The organism is uncultured Algimonas sp., assembly GCF_947498175.1.
In the GTDB taxonomy this organism is placed as follows: Bacteria; Pseudomonadota; Alphaproteobacteria; order Caulobacterales; family Maricaulaceae; genus Litorimonas.
On sequence record NZ_CANMJB010000002.1, the window covers coordinates 263,014 to 286,287 of the forward strand.

The 23,274-nt window shown below is 64.0% G+C and carries 19 protein-coding genes; 10 read left to right on the plus strand and 9 right to left on the minus strand.

Going from position 1 to position 23,274, the window contains the following annotated elements; translation table 11 throughout:
- The first annotated feature begins 33 nt into the window (after positions 1–33).
- The 7 genes from Q0718_RS03765 (at position 34) to Q0718_RS03795 (ending at position 7,103) form a co-directional block, all read left to right on the plus strand.
- On the plus strand, positions 34–336 hold the full coding sequence (locus Q0718_RS03765; RefSeq protein WP_298913647.1) for a PepSY domain-containing protein: 303 nt from the start codon (positions 34–36) through the stop codon (positions 334–336).
- Between the two features lie 43 nt (positions 337–379).
- Positions 380–1,069 carry a response regulator transcription factor gene (locus tag Q0718_RS03770; protein ID WP_298913650.1) on the plus strand — a complete coding sequence of 230 codons (690 nt, stop codon included), beginning with the start codon at positions 380–382 and terminating at the stop codon, positions 1,067–1,069.
- 1 nt (position 1,070) lies between these two features.
- Positions 1,071–2,468 (plus strand): HAMP domain-containing sensor histidine kinase, encoded by a 1,398-nt coding sequence (locus tag Q0718_RS03775; RefSeq protein ID WP_298913653.1) that lies wholly within the window; start codon positions 1,071–1,073, stop codon positions 2,466–2,468.
- Complete coding sequence (locus Q0718_RS03780) at positions 2,465–3,085, plus strand: DUF938 domain-containing protein (RefSeq protein WP_298913656.1); 621 nt, start codon at positions 2,465–2,467, stop codon at positions 3,083–3,085. The genes Q0718_RS03775 and Q0718_RS03780 overlap by 4 nt, the downstream gene beginning before the upstream one ends.
- Before the next feature lie 18 nt (positions 3,086–3,103).
- Positions 3,104–4,621 (plus strand): trypsin-like peptidase domain-containing protein, encoded by a 1,518-nt coding sequence (locus Q0718_RS03785; RefSeq protein WP_298913659.1) that lies wholly within the window; start codon positions 3,104–3,106, stop codon positions 4,619–4,621.
- Between the two features lie 165 nt (positions 4,622–4,786).
- Positions 4,787–5,458: a response regulator transcription factor gene (locus Q0718_RS03790; protein ID WP_298913662.1), complete on the plus strand. Its 672-nt coding sequence runs from the start codon at positions 4,787–4,789 to the stop codon at positions 5,456–5,458.
- 13 nt (positions 5,459–5,471) lie between these two features.
- Positions 5,472–7,103 carry a HAMP domain-containing sensor histidine kinase gene (locus Q0718_RS03795; protein WP_298913665.1) on the plus strand — a complete coding sequence of 544 codons (1,632 nt, stop codon included), beginning with the start codon at positions 5,472–5,474 and terminating at the stop codon, positions 7,101–7,103.
- On the opposite strand, the gene Q0718_RS03800 is transcribed toward Q0718_RS03795, so the two are convergent.
- The 3 genes from Q0718_RS03800 to Q0718_RS03810 form a co-directional block, all read right to left on the minus strand.
- The gene (locus tag Q0718_RS03800; protein WP_298913668.1) at positions 7,100–9,931 is read right to left on the minus strand and encodes a PAS domain-containing sensor histidine kinase; all 2,832 of its coding nucleotides are present in this window, start codon (positions 9,929–9,931) and stop codon (positions 7,100–7,102) included. The genes Q0718_RS03795 and Q0718_RS03800 overlap by 4 nt on opposite strands.
- A gap of 340 nt (positions 9,932–10,271) precedes the next feature.
- Positions 10,272–11,003, minus strand: coding sequence for an EAL domain-containing protein (locus Q0718_RS03805; protein WP_298913672.1), 732 nt, complete (start codon positions 11,001–11,003; stop codon positions 10,272–10,274).
- A 76-nt stretch (positions 11,004–11,079) separates the two neighbouring features.
- Positions 11,080–11,214 (minus strand): hypothetical protein, encoded by a 135-nt coding sequence (locus Q0718_RS03810; protein ID WP_298913675.1) that lies wholly within the window; start codon positions 11,212–11,214, stop codon positions 11,080–11,082.
- 142 nt (positions 11,215–11,356) lie between these two features.
- On the opposite strand from Q0718_RS03810, the gene Q0718_RS03815 reads away from it, so the two are divergent.
- Positions 11,357–11,923, plus strand: coding sequence for a hypothetical protein (locus Q0718_RS03815; protein WP_298913677.1), 567 nt, complete (start codon positions 11,357–11,359; stop codon positions 11,921–11,923).
- A gap of 4 nt (positions 11,924–11,927) precedes the next feature.
- Here the strand turns inward: Q0718_RS03815 and Q0718_RS03820 are convergent, their stop codons facing one another.
- The 3 genes from Q0718_RS03820 to pepN all read right to left on the minus strand — a co-directional run bounded on the left by Q0718_RS03820 (position 11,928) and on the right by pepN (position 15,733).
- The gene (locus tag Q0718_RS03820; protein WP_298913679.1) at positions 11,928–12,800 is read right to left on the minus strand and encodes a DUF5694 domain-containing protein; all 873 of its coding nucleotides are present in this window, start codon (positions 12,798–12,800) and stop codon (positions 11,928–11,930) included.
- A 136-nt stretch (positions 12,801–12,936) separates the two neighbouring features.
- Positions 12,937–13,083, minus strand: a complete 147-nt coding sequence (locus Q0718_RS03825) for a hypothetical protein (protein WP_298913682.1) — start codon at positions 13,081–13,083, stop codon at positions 12,937–12,939.
- Positions 13,084–13,123: 40 nt separating this feature from the next.
- Complete coding sequence (gene pepN / locus Q0718_RS03830) at positions 13,124–15,733, minus strand: aminopeptidase N (RefSeq protein ID WP_298913685.1); 2,610 nt, start codon at positions 15,731–15,733, stop codon at positions 13,124–13,126.
- Positions 15,734–16,144: 411 nt separating this feature from the next.
- Between pepN and Q0718_RS03835 the strand changes: the two genes are divergently transcribed.
- Together Q0718_RS03835 and yghU are read left to right on the plus strand one after the other, a co-directional pair.
- Positions 16,145–16,720 carry a type 1 glutamine amidotransferase domain-containing protein gene (locus tag Q0718_RS03835; RefSeq protein WP_298913688.1) on the plus strand — a complete coding sequence of 192 codons (576 nt, stop codon included), beginning with the start codon at positions 16,145–16,147 and terminating at the stop codon, positions 16,718–16,720.
- Between the two features lie 171 nt (positions 16,721–16,891).
- Complete coding sequence (gene yghU, locus Q0718_RS03840; protein ID WP_298913690.1) at positions 16,892–17,743, plus strand: glutathione-dependent disulfide-bond oxidoreductase; 852 nt, start codon at positions 16,892–16,894, stop codon at positions 17,741–17,743.
- Between the two features lie 183 nt (positions 17,744–17,926).
- On the opposite strand, the gene Q0718_RS03845 is transcribed toward yghU, so the two are convergent.
- The 3 genes from Q0718_RS03845 to Q0718_RS03855 all read right to left on the minus strand — a co-directional run bounded on the left by Q0718_RS03845 (position 17,927) and on the right by Q0718_RS03855 (position 23,176).
- Positions 17,927–18,313, minus strand: a complete 387-nt coding sequence (locus Q0718_RS03845) for an STAS/SEC14 domain-containing protein (protein ID WP_298913693.1) — start codon at positions 18,311–18,313, stop codon at positions 17,927–17,929.
- 314 nt (positions 18,314–18,627) lie between these two features.
- Positions 18,628–22,293 carry a hypothetical protein gene (locus Q0718_RS03850; protein ID WP_298913696.1) on the minus strand — a complete coding sequence of 1,222 codons (3,666 nt, stop codon included), beginning with the start codon at positions 22,291–22,293 and terminating at the stop codon, positions 18,628–18,630.
- Positions 22,283–23,176, minus strand: a complete 894-nt coding sequence (locus Q0718_RS03855; RefSeq protein ID WP_366523820.1) for an ATP-binding cassette domain-containing protein — start codon at positions 23,174–23,176, stop codon at positions 22,283–22,285. Before Q0718_RS03855 ends, Q0718_RS03850 begins: the two co-directional genes overlap by 11 nt.
- Positions 23,177–23,274: the final 98 nt, after the last annotated feature.

A 23,274-nucleotide genomic window follows, 5' to 3' on the forward strand; every position in this document is an offset into this window, starting at 1 on the left:
TCGTTCAGAGGCCCGGTCCTACAGGCAATTCCCATGACTCGCTCGACCTTCATAACCGCCGCGTTGCTGGCTCTGCTGAGCGCGACTCCCGCGCTGGCGGCCCCGCAATGGGACCGCCCCGGCGAACGTGCGTCCGCGCCGGCGGCGGCCAGCTGGCATGAAGCCCAGCGCGAGATCAGCCCGCAGGAGGCGCGGGCCATCGCCCTGCGCCGCGTCCCGGGCGGCGAAGTGGTCGATATCCGCCGTCTGCCGGACGCCTACCGCGTGCGCATCATCACCCGCGACGGCCGCGTGGTCGATATCGTGGTTGACGCCCGGACCGGCCGCGTCCGATAGCGGAGCCGGTGGGCGCCGACCCATCCCAACGCGGAGACCGTACATGCGTATTCTCGTCGTCGAAGACGATCCCGACCTGTCGCGCCAGCTCAAGCAGGTGCTGAAGGAACAGGGCTATGCCGTGGACGTGGCGACGGACGGGGTCGAAGGGCATTTCCTGGGCGATACCGAACCCTATGACGCCGTCGTGCTGGATCTCGGCCTGCCGCAGATCGACGGTGTGTCGATCCTTCAGAAATGGCGCGCCGACGACCGCAAGATGCCGGTGCTGATCCTGACCGCGCGCGACCAGTGGAGCGAGAAGGTCGCCGGGTTCGACGCCGGGGCCGACGACTATCTGACCAAGCCGTTCCACACGGAGGAATTGCTGGCCCGCCTGCGGGCGCTGCTGCGCCGGGCGGCCGGGCATACGACTGATACGATCGAGCTGGGCGACCTGGTCGTGGACAACCGGGCGGCGCGGGCCTTCGTCGGGGGCATGGGCATCAAGCTGACCAGCCATGAATTCCGCCTGCTGGCCTATATGGCCGCGCATAAGGGCCGGGTGATCTCGCGCACCGAGATGGTCGAACATATCTACGACCAGGATTTCGACCGCGACAGCAACACGATCGAGGTCTTCATCGGACGGCTGCGCAAGAAGATCGGCACGGACCGGATCGAGACCGTGCGCGGCCTGGGCTATAGGCTGGTCGATCCGGACGCGCCGGACGACGCGCCTGCCGCCGGATAGGGTGCCGGACGGCCCCAATCCGTCGCTCGTCTCCCGGCTCGTCCGGGCGGCGCTGTTATGGACCGTCCCGGCGCTGCTCATCACATTGCTTCTGCTGACCTGGTTCTATCGCAATACGGTCTACAGCTCTTTCGACGATCCGCTGGAATCGGCCGTGACGGCGCTGATCGCGTCGGTCGAGGTCTCACCGGACGATGGCGGGCTGACGCTGACGCGCCAGCCGCTCGACCCGCGCTATCAACGCGCCTTGTCGGGACGGTACTGGCTGATCGGGCGGGTCGGCTCCGACGGGACGGTCGTGCCCGTCATCGCCTCGCGGTCGCTCTACGGCGAGAGCGTGCGGTTGGCGGCGGACGCGCGGGCCGAACTGGCCGCCTCCAGCGGCGAACCCGTGCGCGTCTCCGCGCAAGGCCCCAATGCGGACGAGCCGCTCCGGGTCGTGGCGCGCGAAGTCTTCCTGTCCGGAATGCCGGCGCCGGTCGCGGTGCTGGCGGCGGCCGACCGCCGCCCGGCCACCCGTTCGATCCAGCGCTTCGCCGGGGCGGCGCTGCTGCTGATGGGGCTGCTGACGGCCGGACTGCTCGCGGCCGTCTATGCACAGGTGCGGCTGGGATTGCGCCCGCTCTTCGAGCTGGCTAGTCGCGTGGCCGCCGTGCGCGAAGGGCGCGTGACCAGTGTCGGAGGCCGCTACCCGGCGGAGATCGCGGGCGTCGCGGACGAGCTGAACTCCCTGATCGCCCATAACCGCAACGTGGTCGAACGGGCGCAGACCCATGTCGGAAATCTGGCGCACGGGCTGAAGACCCCCATTGCCGTATTGCGCAACGAAGCCGGGCTGGAACCGACCGTCGCCGCCGACGTCGTGCGGCGCCAGACCGAGGCCATGTCGGCGCAGGTCGATCATCATCTGCGCCGTGCCCGCGCGGCCGCGCGCGGTCAGGCCATCGGCCTGTCCTGCGAGGTGGACGACGTCATCGGCGCACTGGCCCGGACCTTGCCGCGTATCCACCGCGACAAGGACTTCATCATCGAGGTGGACGGCCAGGCGGGGTTGCGCTTCCGTGGCGACAAGCGCGATCTGGAAGACATGGTCGGCAATCTGATGGACAATGCGGCGAAATGGACCGGATCGCGCATCGACGTGGTCCGTCGAGGGGACGGTCCCGATCTATGCATTTCCATCGACGATGACGGTCCCGGCATTCCGGAGGAAGAGCTGGAAACGGCGTTGAAGCGCGGCGCGCGGCTGGACGAAGCCACGCCCGGTTCCGGCCTCGGCCTGGCCATCGTCAGCGATCTGGCCGAAGCCTATGGCGGGACGCTGTCGCTGCGGCGCTCCATGCTGGGCGGCTTGCAGGCCGAACTGCACCTTCCCCGCGCCTTGAAGGACGGACGATGACGGATAAGCCGATCGCGCTGGAAAATCGCGCGCAGGAGGGGAACCGGCTGTTCTCGCCCAGCGCGGGCCGCAACAAGGCGGTCATCGCGGACTGGTTGGCGGCGCAGCTGCCGCCCGCTGCGCGCGTGCTCGAAGCCGGGTCCGGCACGGGCGAACACGGAGCGGCGCTGGGCGAACGACGGCCCGACATCACCTGGCAGTATAGCGATCCGGACGCCGCGTCGCGCGCCAGCCAGGAAGCATGGGCGCGGGAGGGATGGCCTAAACCGCTCGCGCTCGATCTGGCGCAGGAGGCGTGGTGGTCCGGACTGGGGCGGTTCGATGCCGTCTTCTGCGCCAACATGATCCACATTGCGCCGATCGAGGCGGCGCAGGGCCTGGCGGCGGGGGCGGCGCAGCTGACCGACACGGTCATGCTCTACGGGCCGTTCCTGTTCGGCGGCGACAGCGCGCCGTCCAATCTGGAATTCGACGCGTCGCTGAAGCGGCGCGACCCGCGCTGGGGTGTGCGGGAGTGGGAAAGCGTTAAGCATATCTTTCGGAATGCGGGCTTTAATCGCGCCGAACGCCATGACATGCCCCGCAACAACCACATTGTGAGGCTATCGCGGCATTGAAAACTCACGGAGCCCGCGATGCGCCATTTCCGCAAAGCCGCCTTTATCGTCGCCGCCAGTCTCATCGGCTGGGCCGGGCCGGGCCACGCCCAGACCGTCCCGACGATCGACATCCGCACGCCACCCGCGCCGCAGGCCTATGAGCCGTTGCGCGACGGGGCCGGCGGGGCCGTCGCGGCGCCGCAGACCGTGCCGCAAGCGCTGACCGGGCAGCCGCAGATTCCGCAGTCCCTGATGCAGACGCCGATCTCCGGCCTGCCGTCCATTGCCGATCTGGTCGAACGGGTCAGCCAGTCCACGGTCAACATCATCGTGACCACGGCGACCGGCGAGATGCTGTCCGAAGGGCAGGGGTCCGGCTTCATCATCAGCGCGGACCGCGAAGTCGTCACGAACTACCATGTGATCGAGGGCGGGGAGACGATCGAGGTCGAGTTCAATGACGGCCGCCGCTTTCCGGCGCGCATCCTCGGCACGGACGAGGAGACCGATCTCGCACTGCTGACCTTCGATGCGGCCGGGGCCTTTCCCCATGTCGCCTTCCACCGCGGGGCGCCGACGCGCATCGGCGACTGGGTCGTGGCGATCGGCAATCCGTTCGGCATCGGGCAGAGCACGTCGCTGGGCGTCATTTCCGCCATCGGGCGCACGCGCGTCGATAGCGGGTCCTTCGTGGACTACATCCAGACGGACGCCACCATCAATCGCGGCAATTCCGGCGGTCCGCTGTTCAATCTGGACGGCGAGGTCGTCGGCGTGAATTCGGCGATCTATTCGCCGACCGGCGCATCGGTCGGGATCGCCTTCGTCATTCCGCATGAAACGGCCGAGACCGTGGTCACGGCGATCCGCCGCGACGGACGGGTGCGCCGCGGTTACATGGGGGCGGGGCTGCGCGACGCCGTCTTCGAAATGGACGGCCGTCCCGGCATTTTCAAATCCGGCGCCATGGTCAACAATCTCGTCCCGGGCAGCCCGGCGGAAGTCTACGGCCTGAAGATCGACGACATCATCCTGCGCATCGACGACGCGCCGGTGCGCAACTCGGTCGAGGCGACCCGCGCCATCGGCAAACTGGCTCCGGGCGACGTGGCGACGATCATCTATGAGCGCGACAAGAAGACGTACGAAGTGCAGGTCGCCATCGGCGAACGTCCGGAAAAGGCCGATGTGGAGCGCGCCGCCGCGCTGAGCCGCGGCCTGCCGCCGCCCGCGCCCAAGGCCGCGCCCCACGCCAAGGTCAATATCGACACGGGCGTGCACGTGCTGGACATTTCCGAAGAATTCCGCACCGCCATCGGCATGAGGGCGAACCAGACCGGCGTCTATGTCGAAAGCGTCGATCCGGGGTCGGAAGCCGAAGCGGCCGGGTTCAAGATCGGGCAGGTCCTGCTGGCGGCGGAGGCCGCGCCGATCGCGGATGCGGATGCATGGCGCTCCATCGTGCTGAATGCGAAACTGGCCAAGAAAGGCGGGCTCCGCATCCGCCTGCGCCGCAAGGAAGGCGGCGAGGCGACCCTCAACCTGCCTTTATAGGGTCTTTGCCGCTCGCGCTGGCCGAGAGGGCCGGATTGCCGATTTTACATCTTGGCGGCCCCAACCTTACCGAATGGTCGTTATCTTTTTGCCGAGGCGTGCTTTACCCACATGGACAAAGCATTACCGGGCATTGGCGTCCGGAGGGTAGATGGAGACCGTCCGATGAGGATTTTGGTAGTCGAAGACGATGAGGTCGCGGCCGAATACGTCAAGAAAGGCCTGACGGAGGCCGGGCATGTCGTCGATCTGGCCGGCGACGGAGAGGTCGCCCTGGAAATGGCCAACGCGGCGGATTACGACGCGCTGATCCTGGACCGGATGCTGCCCAAGCGCGACGGGCTGGAAGTGCTGTCGGACTTGCGCGAGGCGGGCGACGCCACGCCCGTGCTGATCCTCTCCGCGCTCGGCGAGACCGACCACAAGGTCGAGGGCTTGCGCGCCGGCGGCGACGACTATCTCGCCAAACCCTATTCCTTCACCGAACTGTTGGCCCGCGTCGAGGCGATCGGCCGCCGGTCCGACCCGACTGCGGCCGTGACCAAATTGAAGGTCGGCGATCTGGAAATGGATCTTCTGGCCCGCACGGTCCACCGCGCCGGACAGAAAGTCCTGCTGCAACCGCGCGAATTCCGCTTGCTGGAATGCCTGATGCGCAACGCAGGGCGGGTCGTGACCCGGACCATGCTGCTGGAGAAGGTGTGGGATTACCATTTCGACCCCCAGACCAATGTGATCGACGTCCATATCTCCCGTCTGCGCGGCAAGATCGACAAGGAGTTCGACACGCCGTTGCTGCACACGGTGCGCGGGGCGGGATACCGCCTGCAGCCCTGAGGCGACGTCCGGATTGCCCAAGCCTGACAATCGTCACGATACCCGGACGTCCGGCGGTTTCGCCCGGACGCTCGGGCGTCTGTTCCGCAATACGGTCTTCCGGCTTACTCTGGTCGGGTCGTTGCTGTTCGGCGTGTCGCTGCTGGTCGCGCAACTGATCGTCTACGACCGGATCGTCACGTCGGAACTCCGTCTGGTCGATGAAGGGTTGCGCGACGATCTAGCCGAGATCGACCGGCTATTCGTCATCAGCTCGCAAGTGGCCATCCAGAGAGCCAAGGAGCGCGGACTCCTTCCCGCAGACGCTACATTGCAATCGCCGGAAGCCCAGGAAATCTCCGGACGGATCGCGCGCGAAGTGGTTTCGGAGAGGCTGACCCAGCGCGATTTGGCTGAGGACAGATACTCGATGTTCGTTCTGGACGAAGTCAGGGTCGGTAAACTCATCACGGACGAGATCCTGGAAGAAGGGATCGAGGCCGATGTTCTCGAACAGTTCAAAAGCGAGAATCCCTTTCGCTACCGGGCAGTGTCATCCAATATGAATTTGACGACGGGTGAGATCGAGGACAGCCGCATCCAGGTGCTCGGACTCGTGCTTTGGAACATGGACCAGCGGATCGGCATCCTCATGGTCGGCCGCGACATCGAGCCGATCCTACGGAGCGGCGAGCGCATGCGCGCGGCCATCACGACCTCCTCGCTCATCGCCGTGCTGCTCGGCATCCTGTCCTCGATCTTCGTCGCCCGCCGTTTCGCCCGGCGCGTGGACAGTCTGAACAAGCTGGCCCGCGACGTTCAAGCCGGTCATCTGGACCGCCGCGCGCCGCGCACCTATTCCGAGGACGAAATGGACCGGCTGGCCGGGCACCTGAACGGCATGCTCGACCATATCGACCGGTTAATGCAGGCGATGCGATATGCCGGCGACTCGGTCGCGCACGATCTGCGCACGCCCCTGACGCGCCTGCGCACGCGGCTGGAAACGGCGGCCGTCGAAGCGGGCGAAGGGCGCGAATCCGACGTCCTTTACGCCGCCGCCGCCGATGCGGACGAACTGCTCGGCACATTCGACGCCGTCCTGCGCATCGCGCGGCTGGAGGCGGGCGAACGCCGCGAATTGCTGCAGCCGCTCGATCCGAAGCCGGTTCTGGACGATCTGGCCGAACTGTACGAACCGGCCTGCGAGGACGCCGGACTGACGTTTTCGCACGATATCGGCAGCGGGCTGACGATCCTGGCCGATCGCGGGCTCTTGTCCCAGGCCGTGTCCAACCTGCTCGAAAACGCGATCAAATATGCGGGCGGCGGAGGCGGCACCCATATCGCCCTGATCGCGCGCAAGGGTCCGCGCGGGCAGGTCGAAATCGCCGTGGCCGATGACGGTCCCGGGATCCCGGCCTTCGAACGCGAGCGGGTGCGCGAACGTTTCGTGCGCCTGGACAAGAGCCGGACCCTGCCCGGTTCGGGCCTCGGCCTGGCATTGGTCGATGCGGTGGCCGAATTGCATCAGGCCGAGCTGCGGCTGGATGCGGGTCTCGGCACCACGGACGAACAGCCGGGGCTGAGCGTGCAGTTAATCTTCCCGAAGGCGAAACCGGCCAAGGCGGGCAGCGCCCGGGAGACTCAGCCAGCGGACCGCTAGGCGGCTTCGTCAGCCGGGCCGGGCCGGATCGTCCCATTCCGCATCGGCTTGGGCGGCACCGGTGAGGACTGGCTGCCCCTTTGCTTTCTGGCAACCTGTCCATTGTCCCCTGGCCGACTGTCATGGCCGCTTGGATGGTCGCCTTGTCCCAGCACGTTGGCGATATCCTGTGCCAGCCGGGTGATCTCGTCGCCGACTTCCGTCTGCTCGACGACCGTTTCGCGCCTGACCGGCTGGTTGGGCAGGGTGAAGGTGACGGTCGTGCCCTGGCCCAGATCCGACGAGATGCTGAGATCGCCGCCATGCAGTTCGACCAGCGACTTGGACAGGGCCAGGCCCAGTCCCGTGCCTTCGTGCTTGCGCGAATGCTGGCTGTCGATCTGCTCGAAGGGCTGCGCCAGCCGGGCGATGTCCTCTTCGGAAATGCCGATGCCCGTATCGGACACGTGCACGACGATGCCTGCCGATCTCTCTTCCACCGACAGGGTCACCGTGCCGCCTTCGGGCGTGAACTTGATGGCGTTGGTGGTGAGGTTCAGCAGCACCTGCTTGACGGCGCGCGGGTCGGCCTCGATGTCGCGGGCCTCGATGTCGTCATAGACGAGCTTCAGCCGGTTTTCGTCCGCGCGCCCGCGCACGATGCGCAAGACCTGGGTGATGATGTCGGAAATGGAGAGCGTCTCTGCATTCATCGACATTTTACCCGCCTCAATCTTGGACATGTCGAGAATGTCGTTGATGAGGCTGAGCAGGTGCTGGCCGGAGAACAATATGTCGGAGATGTATTCGCGGTAGCGCGGATCGCCCAAGGGCCCGAACATCTCCTTTTTCATGATGTCCGAAAAACCGTTGATGGCGTTGAGCGGCGTGCGCAGCTCGTGGCTCATATTGGCGAGGAATTCCGACTTGGACTGGTTGGCTTCCTCGGCGCGGATCTTTTCCTGCTCGTAGTTTTCGGCCAGCTCGACGATGCGGGTCTGGGATTCGCGCAGGATGTCGATCGTGGATTGGAGCCGGTCGCGATTGGCTTCGAGTTCGGTTTCGCGCGTCCGGATCGCTGTCACGTCCGTGCCCATGGAGACCCGGCCGCCGTCGACGGTGCGCGTTTCGATGTAGCGCAGCCAACGCCCGTCGGCGAGCATGATCTCCTGCCCGGTGCCGTCCTCCGTCTCGCGGCTGGCTTCGACCGCCTGCAGGGCGTAGTGCGCGACGACGGCGTGATCCATGCCGGGCTGCAGGTTGCCGGCCTCGAACCCGAAAAAGTCCTCGAACTTGCGGTTCCACAGCACCAGCCGGTCCATCTGGTCCCAGATCACGAAACTGTCGTTCATCGAGCGCAAGGCATCGAACAGGCGCGCTTCGGCCGCCTGCAGCCGTCTTTGCGTGCTGCGGGCTTCGGTAACGTCGATGGCCATGCCGATGATGATCTTGGCTTGGTCGTAGCCGCGCGTGGACGGCACGCCCCGGCAGGCCACGATCATGTCGCTGTTCTCCAGCGACAATTCCATGTCGAACGCGCCTGCGACATGGGCGCGGCGGATCGTGTTGTAGAGCCGGTCGCGGTCGGAGGCCTGGAACAGGCAGAGGAATTCCGACAGGGTGATGAGCTTTTCGCGGTCGCCCGTATCGAGCAGCTTGCCGAGCGAGGTGCTGACATAGGCCATGTTCCGCGTCAGGTCGATTTCCCAGACCCCGCCGCCCGATCCTTCGACGGCGGCCTGGTAGCGCTGTTTGGAGATTTCGTCTTCGTTGCTGCGTTCCTTCAAGGCGCGCATCTGGGCCAGCAACTGGTCCACCAGCATCCAGCCGAGCCAGACCAGCCCGGCGAACAGCAGGCCGAACATCAGGATGTTCTGACCGAGGAAATGCGGCATGCTGCGGTCCTGCTGGTCGAGCAGGAGCATCGATCCGCCGGATTTGGGAACCGGGGTCGCGCCGAGCCAGACCGGCGCCCCGGCCCGTTGCGCCTGCAGCACTTCGGTGCCTTCCAACCGGGCATAGCGGTTCATGCTGGCCGGGCCGAGACCGAAGTGAGAATAGGCGCCGACCTTGCCGATATGGGCGGGCGCGTCGATCAGCCGTCCGTTGGAAAGCACGAGCGCGCCGTCGCGGGCCGACGGCCCGATCAGCGTTCCGGGCTGTAACGCCGCCAGCACGTAGAGATCGCGCGCGCGTTGCACGATGACGGGCGTCGTTTCGCCGCTTTCCGGCTGGATCAGGGAGGCGATGCGGGTCTGGCCCGCGCCGATGCCGTTCAGGTCGATCTGTGCCAGCGCCGGTCCGGCCCCGTCCGTCTCGGCCAGCACCTCGCCTTGCGCGTTCAGCACGGCGACGCCGCGGACCGTCTGGGACTGCCGCACCAGCTGGGCGATGACGGCCGGGTCGCCGGTCATGGTCAAGGCGAGGGTCATCAACCCCGTCTGGGCGTCGATGGCGGCGGACACGCCTTGCGCCCTGACGTCCAGATCCGACGTCAGGGCAGCCTGCGTCTGATTGTTGTAGCGATTATAGTCGGTCAGCGTCTTGGTGGTGAACAGGATAACGAAGAGCAGGGCAAACGCCGCCGCCGCGATCATCAATCGCCGCAAGCCGCGCCCCCCGCCGATCGTGTCGGACAGCTTGTGCTTGATCGTGGCGTCGCCGGTCTCGGGCGTCGTGGGCGCGAAGGTGCGCCGACCGCCGACCGGCACCTGGCTGCGCACGGGAACGCGTTCGGTAGGACCCTGGCTCGCAACCCCCGGCGCGGTGGCATAGGGCTGCGGAAAATGGTCCGGCCGGTCTTCGCCCGGCCTATCCGGACCGGCACCGCCTGCGGATTGGATCGCCAAGCCGGTGCGGGCCGCATAGGGATTGGGCGGGCTCGTGTAAGGAGGCGGGGTATACGGAGCCTGCGGGGCTGCGGGGCCGGATGAGGGGCGCGCAGAGGTTGGCGGCGCATGGGCGTCGGCCGTCCGGCCTGCGGGTTGGGCGTCGCTGGGGGCGTTTCGTGGGGCGGGGCCCGGGGGATATGTGCGGTTGGCCGCTGTCATTGGATACAGTGAGCCTCCCCGTGCCGAATCACCCCAAATGAGTAACGGGCCGCCATGGCACTGTCGAACCAAAACAAGGTTAACAGTCCGGTAAGTCCGGCGGCCGGGCGCCGCAACCGACGGCTCAAATGCGACGCGCTCAGATGCGGCTTTCGATCTCCGGTGCGCCGATGGCGTAGCCCTGCGCCGCATCGATGCCCAATGCGCTGACGAAATCGAGCAGGTTCTGCGTCTCGATGCCTTCGGCGATGAAACGCACGCCGAGCGGTTCGCGCAGGGACAATAGCGCTTTCAGGATCGCCAGATCGCGCGCATTCGCGCTGGCGGCGGCGACGAACCCGCCGTCGATCTTCAGCCAGCTGGCGGGCAGGGCGCGCAAGTAACGGATCGAGGCGGCACCAGCGCCCACATCGTCCAGGCAGACGGGATGGCCGCGTTTGATCAGTTCGGACAACAGGCTTTCGGCCAGGTCCAGCCGGTCCATGTCCCAGCTTTCGGTCAATTCGATCAACAGTCGCGACGGATCGGCCGTCAGCGCCGTCAGGCAGGCCATGACGGACGGCATGAACGTCTCTCGGTCCACGGACGCCCCCGACAGGTTGATGGCGATGCCGGGACCGCTGGGGTCGGCGTTCAGGACGAGGATGGCCTGGGCCAGCATGGACAGGTCGAGATCGCGGATGACGCCCGAAATCTCCGCCGGGCGCAACACCCCCGGCGTGCCTTGTCCCTGGAACCGGACCAGCCATTCGTAATGATGCACATGGCCATCACCGAGATCGACAATGGGCTGGCGCATCACGGTATAAAGCTGTTCGGACACATGGGCCCGAAAGCCCGCAGCGGTCAGCACATTGGAACGTTCGGGCATTCCGGCACTGTTGACCGGAAGAGGCTAAAATGTGGTGAACGGTATAGATGCCGGCCGGGTCGTAGGCGAAGGGCGGTCAGAGCGCCGCCATTCCGGTGACAAAGCCATCCAGGAAGGCTTCGCCGTACAGTGAAAGGAAGCCGTACACCGCCAGGCCGATGACGAAGCCTTTTTTGCTGAACGTCTTCCAGATCGCATTCAGAGATTTCATCGGTCGTGCTCCGTCAGATCGGAAAAGCGGATGTTGCTTTTCCTATCGTTTTGCCCTTCACATGGCAATGAGGGCGGCGACGGACAGAGGCGAGGTCCGGTGGTGCAGATCGCCGGACAGGCTCGATGGGGAGACGCGAACCATGACACGGAAAGCCCGCTTCCGCTTCCCGAAGTTCCAGACCGTCGGGTCGATCAGCGCCATGGTCGTGGCGGTCGCCTCGCTCTTCGTAGCATGGGACGAGGCCAACAGCGTGCGGCGCCAACAGGCGGCCGCAGTCCTGCCGATCATCAAGATCGCGACGCCCTTCATGAACGATGCGTCCGACCGCAGTTTCCGGATCAACGTCTCGAATGTCGGCGTCGGCCCGGCCTTCATCGACAAGGCCGACATTCGCTGGAACGGCCAGTCTCTCCAGAGCATCGAAGCGCTCCGTCCTCTTATCGCCGACACCGCCGGTGACGCAGCGTTCTGGACATCGAGACTCGAAGGGCAGATCCTGGGTGGCGGCGAAACATTGCTGATGTTCGAAGTGGATTGGGATCCGGTTCGAGACGGGGCGGCAAGGGCGGCGGCATCGACGGCCACGTCGGTCTGGGATGATCTGACGATAACCGCCTGCTATTGCTCGGTCTATGACCGCTGCTGGGTCACGGAAATGAACCGGACCGGTCGGCCGGACCGCGTGGACAGCTGCGATAAGCCCTGAGGAGCTATTCGCGGCTTAGCCGGTCCGCGCGTTGCAGATAGGGCAGCACCGGCTCCAGCCGGTAGCCGTCCATCTCCTCGATGATGTGCCGCAGCCAGTGCCCGTGACCCGCGCCGTAGACCATGACGATGCGGTCGCCCGGCTCCGCGACCTGCACCAGCTTGTTGACGATCTTGGCGTTGCGCAGGAACCAATAGGCGGCCAGCTCGGGCCCGGGTTGTCGCTCGCCCGCGCCGAGCTTGATGGCGTTCCAGTAGAAATCGTCAGTGAAGGCCGGGCCGTTCATCAGCATCAGCAGGGCCGGTATCGTGCCGGTTTTCTGCAAGGCCTCGAATTCCGCATTGAAGCCGTCCCAGTTCGACAGGGCCGACAGTTCGGCCTCGCGATCCGCGTCCTTGGCGAATTCCGACAAAGGGCCGTAGGGAAAATAGTCGGGTTCGCCGTCCACAGGTTGCTCGTCGACGGCATAAACCCGTTCGATGCCGGTCAGGGCCGCCAGGCGATGGCCGATTTGGATACGCTCGTTGCGCACGCTCGACAGTTTGGACGGCTCGTACTCGGCCCAGACCGGATCGTCATAAGGCGGCTCGGCGACACGCTCCACCGCGATGGCGGTCGGCTCGAATTCGGCCAGGACGTCCGCCAAGATTGCAAGTTCCGCCTGCCGCTTTGGCGCCAGAACGTCCTCGGCCTCCAGATTGTTCAGATCCCGTCCGGGATTGGAGAAATGGTAGGTGCCCAGCACCATGACCGTGACATCGTCCGTGCCGGACTGCGCCGACGCCGGACCGGCTGCGCCGACAACCGCCCAGACCAGCAGCAGCCGGAGCCCGGCCTTGAGGCGCGCGGCGATGAAAGGTGTTTGCGCTTTGGTCATGGACATGTCCCGCAAGTGTCTGATCGGCATGAAAGCTCATCGCCTCTGCAAAGAGACAAGCGGCAATCGCCGGGCGAGCCGGACTCCGTCATCGTGACCGGCAAGCGGCCGAACCCTTGGCGGGCGGTCGCGATCCCTAGAACTCCGCGATCGCCTCCGTCACGCCCGCGATGACGCCATCAACCAAAGGGACGCTGTAATGGAAGAAGAAGGCGAAGATCAGCCCCATGATCGCAAGATCTTTGTTGCTATAGATCTTCTTGGACCATTTCGACTTCGACATGGGGCATCTCCCGGAATTGGCTATCGTCGACCCTGACCTATCACCCCAGCGTCCGTTGTGCAATTTCCAGCACGTTCTTGCTCGGCTCGGCGGCGACGATGCGCTCCAGCTCGGCGCGGATGAGGGCCTGGCGCTTCGCATCCAGCTTGCGCCAGATTTCGAAGGCGCCGAGCAGGCGTGCGGCGACGGACGGGTTGCGGTCGTCCATGTCCAGCACCTGGTCGGCGAAGAAGCGGTAGCCCGACCCGTCGATCTTGTGGAACAGCTTGGCATTGCCCATCGAGAACCCGCCAACCAGGGCGCGCACCCGGTTGGGATTGCTGCGCTCATATGTGGGGGTTTCGGCCAGGCGCGTGATGGCGTGAATGCCGTCTGCATGATGGCGCATCGCCTGGACGGAATACCATTTGTCGAGCACGAGGGGTTTGTCCTTCCAGCGTGCGAAAAAGGCTTCCATATTCTGTTCCACGCGCTGGCCGCCAAGGCGCGACAGAATGACGAGCGCGTTCATTTCGTCCGTCATGTTGGTGGCTTCGTCCAGCTGCTGCGTGGCGAGTGGCGCGGCGAGCGGGTCGAACCGCGCGGCGAGCAGCGCCAGGCAGCGGCCCCTCAGCGCGCGTCGTCCCGCAGCGTGCGCATCGGGAGAGAAGGCGCCGTCGGCGCGCATCGCCTTGTAGGTCGCGACCAGATCGTCGCGCAGGCCGTCCGCGACGGCGCGGGACAGCCAGTTGCCCGCTTCGTACACGGCGATGGGATCGACCGGCGCGGCCGCCATCAGCACTTCCATGGCGCCCGGCGGCGTCAGCACCAGCGCCTTGAACGCGTTGTCGAAGTCCGGGTTCGCGAGCGTCTTGCCGAGCGCACGGACATAGTCGCGCAGCGCCGTATCGCTGTCGGGCATCGCGCCGGATTCCAGCGCTTTGGCGAAATCCGTCAGCAGGCGGCGGGCCAGGGTCTGCCCGGCTTCCCAGCGGTTGAAGGCGTCCGGGTCGTTGCCCATCAGGCGGACCAGGTCGGCCGTCGAAGCATCCGATTTCAGGATCACCGGCGCGGAAAAGCCCTGCAGGACCGACAGCGAATGCGGCACGTCGAAACGCGGATAGGACACGTCTTCGTCCGCCGTCGTCATGACGGTCAGCTGCGACTCCATGAGCGGGCCGTCATCGCCTATGGCCTGCCAACGGACCGGGATGAGCAGCGGCTCCTTGTGCGCCTGCCCGGGCGTGGGCGGCGTGTCCTGATGGAAGGAGACGACCTGGCTGATGACGGGCGTGGTCGGCGTCTGGTGACGGCGCACGGTCAGGCGCGGCGTCCCAGCCTGGCGGTACCATTGCATGAACTGGCTCATTTCCTCGCCGGATGCCTCTTCGAAACAGGCCAGGAACTGTTCGACGGTCGCCGCCGTGCCGTCGAGCCGGTCGAAATAGACGTCGCAGCCTTTGCGGAACATCTCGTCGCCCAGCCACGCCTTGAGCATGCGGATCAGCTCCGCGCCCTTTTCGTAGATGGTGGCCGTGTAGAAATTGTCGATCTTGAGATATTCGGTCGGGCGCACCGGATGGGCGAGGGGGCCATTGTCTTCGGCGAACTGGCGCGCGCGCAGGGCGCGCACGTCCTTGATGCGCTGCACCGCCGCGCCCCGCTGATCGGCGGAGAACTCCTGGTCGCGGAAGACGGTGAAACCTTCTTTCAGGCAAAGCTGGAACCAGTCGCGGCAGGTGATGCGGTTGCCGGTCCAATTATGGAAATATTCGTGCGCGACGACGGACTCGATGCGCTCGAAATTCAGGTCGGTCGCGGTTTCGCCGTCCGCCAGCAACAGGGCGGAGTTGAAGATGTTCAGCCCCTTGTTCTCCATCGCGCCGAAATTGAAGTCCCGCACGGCGACGATCATGAACCGGTCCAGGTCGTATTCGCGTCCGAACGCACGTTCATCCCACGCCATGGCGCGCTTGAGGCTGTCCATGGCGTAGGCCGCCTTGGGCGCGTCGCCCGGATCGACGTAGATCTCCAGCGGGATGTCGCGCCCGCTCATCGTGGTGAAACTATAGTCCAGCCGGTCGAACTCGCCCGCGACCAGGGCGAAAAGATAGCAGGGCTTGGGGAAGGGGTCGTGCCAGACGGCGTAGTGGCGCCCGTTTTCTGTTTCGCCCGACTCGATCAGATTGCCGTTGGCCAGCAGCGTCGGATAGGCCGTCTTGTCGGCTTCGATCCGCACGGTGAAGACGCTCATCACGTCGGGCCGGTCGGGATAGTAGGTGATGCGGCGGAAGCCTTCCGCCTCGCACTGGGTGCAGAACCGCCCGCCGGAGACGTAAAGGCCCATCAGGGTCGTATTGGCGCTGGGATCGCAGACGGTCTCGACGGTCAGGGAAAACGCGTCCGGCACGTCTTCCAGGATCAACTTGTCCTGGGTCAGGCGGTATTCCGTGCGCTTGAGCGACCGTCCGTCGATCTGGACGGAAACCAGGTCGATGGCCTCCCCATCCAGCACGAGCGGCCCAGGCGCGGTACGCGTCAGCTGCAGCGTGGACCGAACTCGGGTGCGTTTGGGATCGAGCCCGAAATCCAAATGTGCGCTCGCAAGGTCGAAATTGTACGGCACATAGTCGGACAGGCGAGTCGGCGCAGGAGCGGCATCGGTTTTCATGGCCAAGGCTATGCGGCTTCGCGCGCGGGCTGGCAATGACCGCAAGCGGCCCTTTGCGGCGCCGCTTGGAGATCGGCCAGAGCTGGCGCATCGGGCGGGACGCCGGGACGCCGGGACGCCGGGACGCCGCTGCCGCCGGACGGCCGGCACGGCTTCACGATCGTCGCACCGCACGGCTGGGCCCTCCATGACGGGTACGCGGAACAGTCCGGACAATAGGTGCTTCCGCAACATGACCGGAAAGATTAATTGAGTTTGATAGGCTGCTGTTTAATCAGTATTTTTCGGAACACTTGGCCGTTCTGACCATTGATCTGGCAAGACGAGCGCATTTTATGGCTCGCCGCGACGACAATAGCGCATTTCCGAAAGGCTGTGCGCCGCGGTTGAAATAGACGACCCAGGAGTACCATGACGAATTTAAACGAAAAGACCATTCTCATCATCGCCGCCGACGGCTTCCAGCAGGAAGAATTCTTCGAGCTGATGGACCACATGCGCAACGAAGGCGCGACGGTTCATGTCGCTTCGATGACGACCGAGCCGATCAAGGCCGATAGCCAGGAACGGCGCGAATATACGCCGGAGCTCACTTTCAGCGACGTCAAGGTCGGTGAATACGACGCCCTTATCATTCCGGGCGGTTTGAAAAACCCCGACACGCTGCGCCAACAGGACGATGCCGTGAAAATCGTGCGTGACTTCGCAGAAAGCGGTAGGACGATCGGCGCGATCTGCCACGGTCCGTGGTTGCTCGCCGAAGCCGATATCGTCCAGGGACTCAACATGACGTCCTATCCTTCGATCAAGACGGATATGCGCAATGCCGGGGCGAACTGGTTCGATAGCGAGACCGTCACCGACAATGGCATTGTTACAAGCCGCAAACCTAGCGACATTCCCGCCTTCAACAAGAAGTTGGTCGAAGAGATCAAGGAAGGCCGTCACGAACGCAGCTTCAAAACCGATATGAAACGCGCTGCGTAAACACAAATGAGATTGAGCGTCTGGGCAACCCTCAAGGAGGAGCCCGGCCGTTTGATACGAAAGCCGTCATCCGGACCGTCCCCGGATGACGGCTTTTTTGTGGGCGAAATCACGCCTCGGCTCTCGCCGACGTGACTTTCCCTGCCGATGCCCGTCCGTTACTCGCGCTCCATGACCGATCAGACACTTTCAGACTGGACCCCGCCCGCAAGCTGGAGCTGGGACAAGGAAAGCGGCGGACGCTTCGCCAACATCAACCGCCCGATCAGTGGTGCGACCCATGAGAAGGACCGGCCGGTCGGCGATCATCCGCTGCAGCTCTATTCGCTCGGCACGCCTAACGGAGTGAAAGTCACGATCATGCTGGAGGAGCTGCTCGCCGCCGGTCATCCCGGGGCGGAATACGATGCCTGGCTGATCAATATCGGGGAGGGGGATCAGTTCTCCTCCGGGTTCGTGGAGGTCAATCCCAACAGCAAGATCCCCGCCTTGATGGACCATTCGGAAGATCCCCATTTGCGCGTCTTCGAGTCCGGCGCGATCCTCACCTACCTGGCGGAAAAATTCGGCGCGTTCCTGCCGAGCGACCGCGCGGCGCGGGCGGAATGCCTGTCCTGGCTGTTCTGGCAGGTCGGTAGCGCGCCCTATCTGGGCGGCGGGTTCGGTCATTTCTATGCCTATGCCCCGGTCAAGATCCAATACGCCATCGACCGCTTCGCCATGGAGACGAAGCGCCAGATGGACGTGCTGGACAAACGCTTGGCGACGTATGAATTCATCTCCGGCGACGATCTGACGATCGCCGATTTCGCCATCTATCCCTGGTATGGAGGCATGGCGCGAGGACTGCTTTACGAGGCGGCGGACTTCCTGCAGGTCGAAACATACGAGAACGTGCAGCGCTGGGCCAAACAGCTGTCCCAGCGCCCAGCCTTCCGGCGCGGGCAACTCGTGAACCGGACGTGGGACGACAAAGGGATCGCCGAACGGCACAGCGCCGACGACTTCCAGGGAAAGCTTTAACCGCAAGGCCGCTTTCGCCGCGTTCCGCCCTTGTTGACGGGTTTGATTTTTTCCGTCCCGGATCAGAGTCTCGCAAGAAGAGCGCACGAATATCCGCGCCCTGCCGGGGACGGAACCATGATGTCTTGGGAGGCAAAAAAAAACCCGGCACTGCGGCCGGGCCTTCTGTCATATCGCTGAGCTTTACGCGGCTTCCAGCCAGGTCTCGGCTTCGGCTAGTTCGACGATGCCGAAACTGTCCACTTCCATTTGCGGGATGGCCGTTCCTTCGATCTTGGCGGTCGAGCGCAGGAACGGGCTGTCGGTGACGACAGCGCATTTCCCGCAATCTTCGAGCCCGCGCATGATGTTGGCGAGAGACAGGAAACTATTGCGGATGGATCCCAGATCGGGGAAATCCATTTTCGCCAGTTCGAGATAGAGTTGGTATTCGTCCTGGCTTTCGCCGAGTTGCTTGAACCACTCCAGAGCGGCGGTGCTCTCGGTCTCGCTGATCGGACCGTTGACGGTCATGCGGACAATGGGGTCTTCGAATTTGGCTGTCAGATGGGCAGTGTTCAAATCATTCATGAAAAAAGGGATCTCCTGTTGCTGGGACAGGTGCAACGGGACCCGGAATGCTTCCGTTCCAAGAAAGGCGGCGGAATCAACTTCCATCATCGCATACCGTTCCAATCGATCGGCATCGGTTGGCGGCCAGGCAAAAATCAGCCTCGCTAGGCTCTAAATCGCTTTTGCGAGTCTCGTCGGAAATTCGCTGGATGCCAGTTGCACGAAGCTCCGGAACCGGTGCGCGATGTTCTTGAGGCCCACGCCGAGAGACCCCGGCGGTATGGAAGGGGTCTCTTACGCGCGTTCGGGGCCGCGAAGGAAGACGCCTCGGTTCAGCTTTCGGTTTGGTCCGCGCCTGGCACATCCAACGCCGTGACATTGTCGCCAATGTTGCGCTCGATCAGGTAGCGGTGCGGATCCAGCACGACATGGCTCGGCCGTTCGTCCACCGTGATCGTGACGGTATGCTGCGCTTTATCGAGGCGCACGGTTTCCTGGTGCATCGGTTGCGCGCCGAGGTCGTCCTTCGGGTCTTCGCCATAGACGCCGACCACGATCCATTCGTCGAGCGACGCATCGTCGATTTCCGACACGGACGTTTCCGCGCCGTCTTCCTCACTTGCATATTTCTTGTCGAGCTCGATCGGCAGGGCAATCTCGTAACGGCCATCGGAGAGGGGCGTGACGACGGGATCGCCGTCGAAGGACAGCTCCCAGAAGGTGATCGCGTTCCAATAGTCCTCGATGAGGCCGTGATAGCGCGGATCGATCTCCTCGCGGAACTTCTCGATCAGTTCGAGCGTCGTCGGATAGGGCGCACCTTGGCTGGAATGATGTTCCAGCAGGAAGCGGCGCACGGCGCGCAACACGGCGTCGTCTCCCATGATGCCGCGCATACCCCAAAAGACCCAGCTGGCTTTGTTGTAGTCCAGATAGCTTTGGCCTTCGGCCTCGGCGAGGACGGGTTCGTCGTCGCGGTCAGTCGTGCGGTCCATGAGATAGCGCTGGGTGGCACGCACCTCGTGCATGCGCCGCGCTGCCGGAAAACCGAACGCTTCTTCATAGGCGAGCATGGTCGCATACTCGGTCAGCCCCTCTGACAACAGGTTCGAGCCTTTGGCATAGGCGCCGACGACTTGGTGGGCGAACCACATGTGCCCGATTTCGTGCATGGTGATGTAGCTGGCGAAATCGACCGTCTTGGGATCGTCGCGGCTACCCGGATCTTGCACGAAGCCGATATTTTCCGAAAACGGCACCGTTCCGGCGAAAGCCTGCGCGAAGGCTCTGTAGGGGAACTCCATGATGCGCAGCTGCGCATACTGATAGGGGCTGAACTTCTCGGTGTAGACGTCGAAGGATGTCTGCATCGCCTCCATCATCAGATCGACATTGTAATCATGTTCGGGATGATAGTAGATCTCCAGCGCGACGTCCGCTCCGGACGGATCCGGATTGTCCCACATATCCTCGGCCTTGGCGTAGTCGGCCGTCAGGAAGCTGAAGAAGTTGTGGATCGGGTTGATAGCCCGGTATTCGCGGCAGCGCTTGCCGTCTTCTTCATATTCGCGAACCAGCTTGCCGGGCGCGACGGGGATCTGCGACGGGTCGGTGCAGATCCGGGCGTCGAAATCGACATAATCGCTATAGCCGGAGAACGAGGTCAGCAAGTGGTAGCGCCGTGCGGCTTCGTCGTCGCGTTCGGGCCACTCCAGACGCTCGCCGAGATCGTATTTGCGGCGGGTGTCCGGATTGTTCAGAAAGGCATTCTCCAGCCCGCCGAAGCGGATCAGGGCGGAGGCGTTGTCCACGAATGTGCCGTTGGCCGCAATGGCACTGCCACTGGTTATGGTCGGGGCGGTGTAGCGCGTGCGGAACCGAACGTCGCGGCTTTCCCCGGGCGCCAATGGCGGATCGAAACGGAATTCCGTGACATCGTATTCGGCTCTCAGCGTGTCGACGAGATCGTCGCCCTCGATTGGTGTGGCGCCTTCGATCTCCAGCAGCAGGACATCCTCGAGCTCGCGTCCGGAAGAGACATGCACCCGCTCGATCGCGCGGTCATAGGGATTGTCGATCGTGTAGCGGCCTTCGAATTCGGCCGTGCGGGCGCCTGGGTCGAAGTCGGCGTCGACCGATACGGTCGTGATGCGGGGCAGGTCGCGATCATAACTGTCGCCAACAAGGCGTTCGAATTCCGCCAGATGGGCTTCCCGTTGATCGGAGTTCATGTAGTCGCGCGCCACATAGTCCTGATATCCGAGAAAGCCGAGACCGATGAAGGCGGCGAGCGACAGGGCGGCGACCGCGCCGGTAACAGGCGTCAGGCGGCTGCCCATGCTGCGCAGACGGTGCAGCAACCCGGCTTGCAAGCCGCGACGCCAGAGCCAGATCGACAGCACGGCCAGCAGGACGATCAGGCTGAACCAGTAGCCGAATTCCCAGACGAAGCTCTTCATGTTCGAGAACCCCGACATTTCGGAGAATTGGCCAGGTGACGCAGAGCCGAACCCCATGAGCGGATGGTAGAAGGGCAGTTGCGGCAGGCCGACGGCCAGGCCGATCAGGACGCCAGCACTGACCAGCATGCCGATGACGCGGCCCGGCATGAAGTTCTGGACAAACATGACCAGCATGCCCTGGAAGAAAAAGACGATGAAGAAATTCATGATGCCGAGCGCCAGATAGGTGCGTGGCACCACACCGGTCTCGCCGAAGAAAAGCTGCGTGGCGAACGCCATCACCAGGCCGATCGCAATCAGGCTGAGCAGGAGCAACGCAAGAGCGCTCCACTTGGCGATCAGCAAGGCGGTGCTCTTGACGGGCGTGGCGTCGATGATGCCGTGCATGCCCGCCGTGCGGTCGCGCCAGACGATGTCGCTGCCGAAGAAAACCATGACGATGATGATCGACAGGGTGAAGGATCCAAGCGCCAGGTTGACGACGGTGCTGGAGGTTTGCAGCGTCGGGCTTGGGTTGAACATGTCGCCGAAGACCATGTTGATGCCGAAGATCACCACGGCCAGGCTGACCAGGATGATGATCGCCACGCTCTTCATCGTCGCGGTGAATTCGAACCAGGACCGACGTCCGATCGAGGCCATCATGTGTCCGAAGCCGAGCCGTGGGGACACGGGGTCGACGCGCATCGGCGGAATGCCGGCCGGCACATCGTTGCGGCGCTTGGTGCCGCGGTCGACGATGCCGCGTTTGGACAGCACGAAGCTGAGCGCAAACAGCCCCAGTCCGATGATCGTGGCCAGCAGTCGGTTGACGCCGAACCAATTATCCACGGGGACCAAGCGCGTGTTTTTTTCCGCGGCTGGCCAGAATTCCGTTTCGACCAAGAAGCCATCGCCGCCGAACGGCTCCAGCAAGGCGCGCGCCCAGTCCGGGGCTTGTGTCGTGAGGATGGCCGAGATGGTGATCGACACGATGAACAGGCCGACGGCGCTGACATAGACGATGGCGCGGTTGCGCGTCGCCATGGCGACCAGCGTGTAGAAGCCTGTGACCAGCAAGGCGTTGACGACGATGAACAGGAATGTCGGCTGCAGATAGTGCAGAAGGTTGAACGCTTGGTACTTCTCCGCATCCACCCAAGGCATGAACTGGCCCAACGCGTAACCGACGACGGCCGCGACCGCGCAAAGGACTGTCGTCAGCCAGACGATCAGCATCCGGCTGGATATCATAGATGCGGTGGAAACGGGCGTGGCGTGGATGATTTCCAGCGACTTGTGCAGATCGTCCCGCATCATGCCGGTGACGACGAAAACGGCCGCGAAGAAGATGGTCAGCACGCTCATCGTCGAGACGAAAGTGGCGATGACCCACGGGCTGTTGGTCTTGATCCGCTCGCCGCCCTCCACGCCGATCGTAAGGGAGTCCGACGATCCGGCCAGTACGCCGATGAGGACCAGAATGCCGATCGTGACCCAGAAACCGATCTGGCGGAACTGGAGTTTCGCCTCGAAGGCGAGAAGATTACGCAGCACGGCGCACACCTTCGTTCATCAGGCCGTTGAGGTGGGCGAAATAGGCGTCTTCCAACAGGGTATCGCGCCGCTCCCAGCCTGGGCCGGGGCTACCGTCGGACAGGACCGCGACGAAGCTCGTTCCGCGCAGGCGGCGCGTTGACAGGACCGGCAGGGTTGCCTTGACGCGCTCCACCTCCTCGTCTGTGTCGAAGGGGCGGATCCAGACCCGGCCGTCGATCTCCTCGACCAGCGTTTCGGGTTCGCCGCGCACGATCAGGCGGCCGTCGCCCATCACGCCCATGTCGGTGCAGAGATCGCGCACATCCTCGATGATGTGAGTGGACAGGATGATGATCTTGTCGTCGCCGGCGCGCGACAGGATGTCGAGGAAGCGCTGGCGCTCCAGCGGGTCGAGACCCGCCGTCGGTTCGTCCACGATGATGAGCTGCGGATCGCCGAGCAGGGCCTGCGCCACGCCGAAGCGTTGCCGCATGCCGCCCGAATAGCTGGCCACGCTGGCCGTGCGGTGGGTCCAGAGATTGACCATGTTGAGCAGCGTCTCGACCTGTTCCTTGCGGGCCGCCTTGTCCGTCAGGCCTTTCAAAACCGCGATATGATCGAGCAGGTTCAGCGCGCTCATGCGCGGGTAGACGCCGAAATCCTGCGGCAGATAGCCCAAGACCGAACGGATCGCGTCCGGATCTTCCGTGATGTCCACGCCGCCGTAGTGGATCGTCCCGGCGCTCGGTTCCTGCAGTGTCGCGATGGTGCGCATCAGCGTCGACTTCCCGGCGCCGTTGGGGCCGAGCAGGCCGAATAGGCCCGGGCCGAGCGATAGCGAGACATCGTCGAGCGCTTTCAGATCGCCAAACTGTTTGGTCAGGTTGCGGATTTCGAGCATGATCATGGGTCCCTTCAGCGCGGTCACAGACCGTTTCATCTCGTTAAAGCATAACACATATCGAATAACAATGCGAAATATCGATATTCGATAATGCC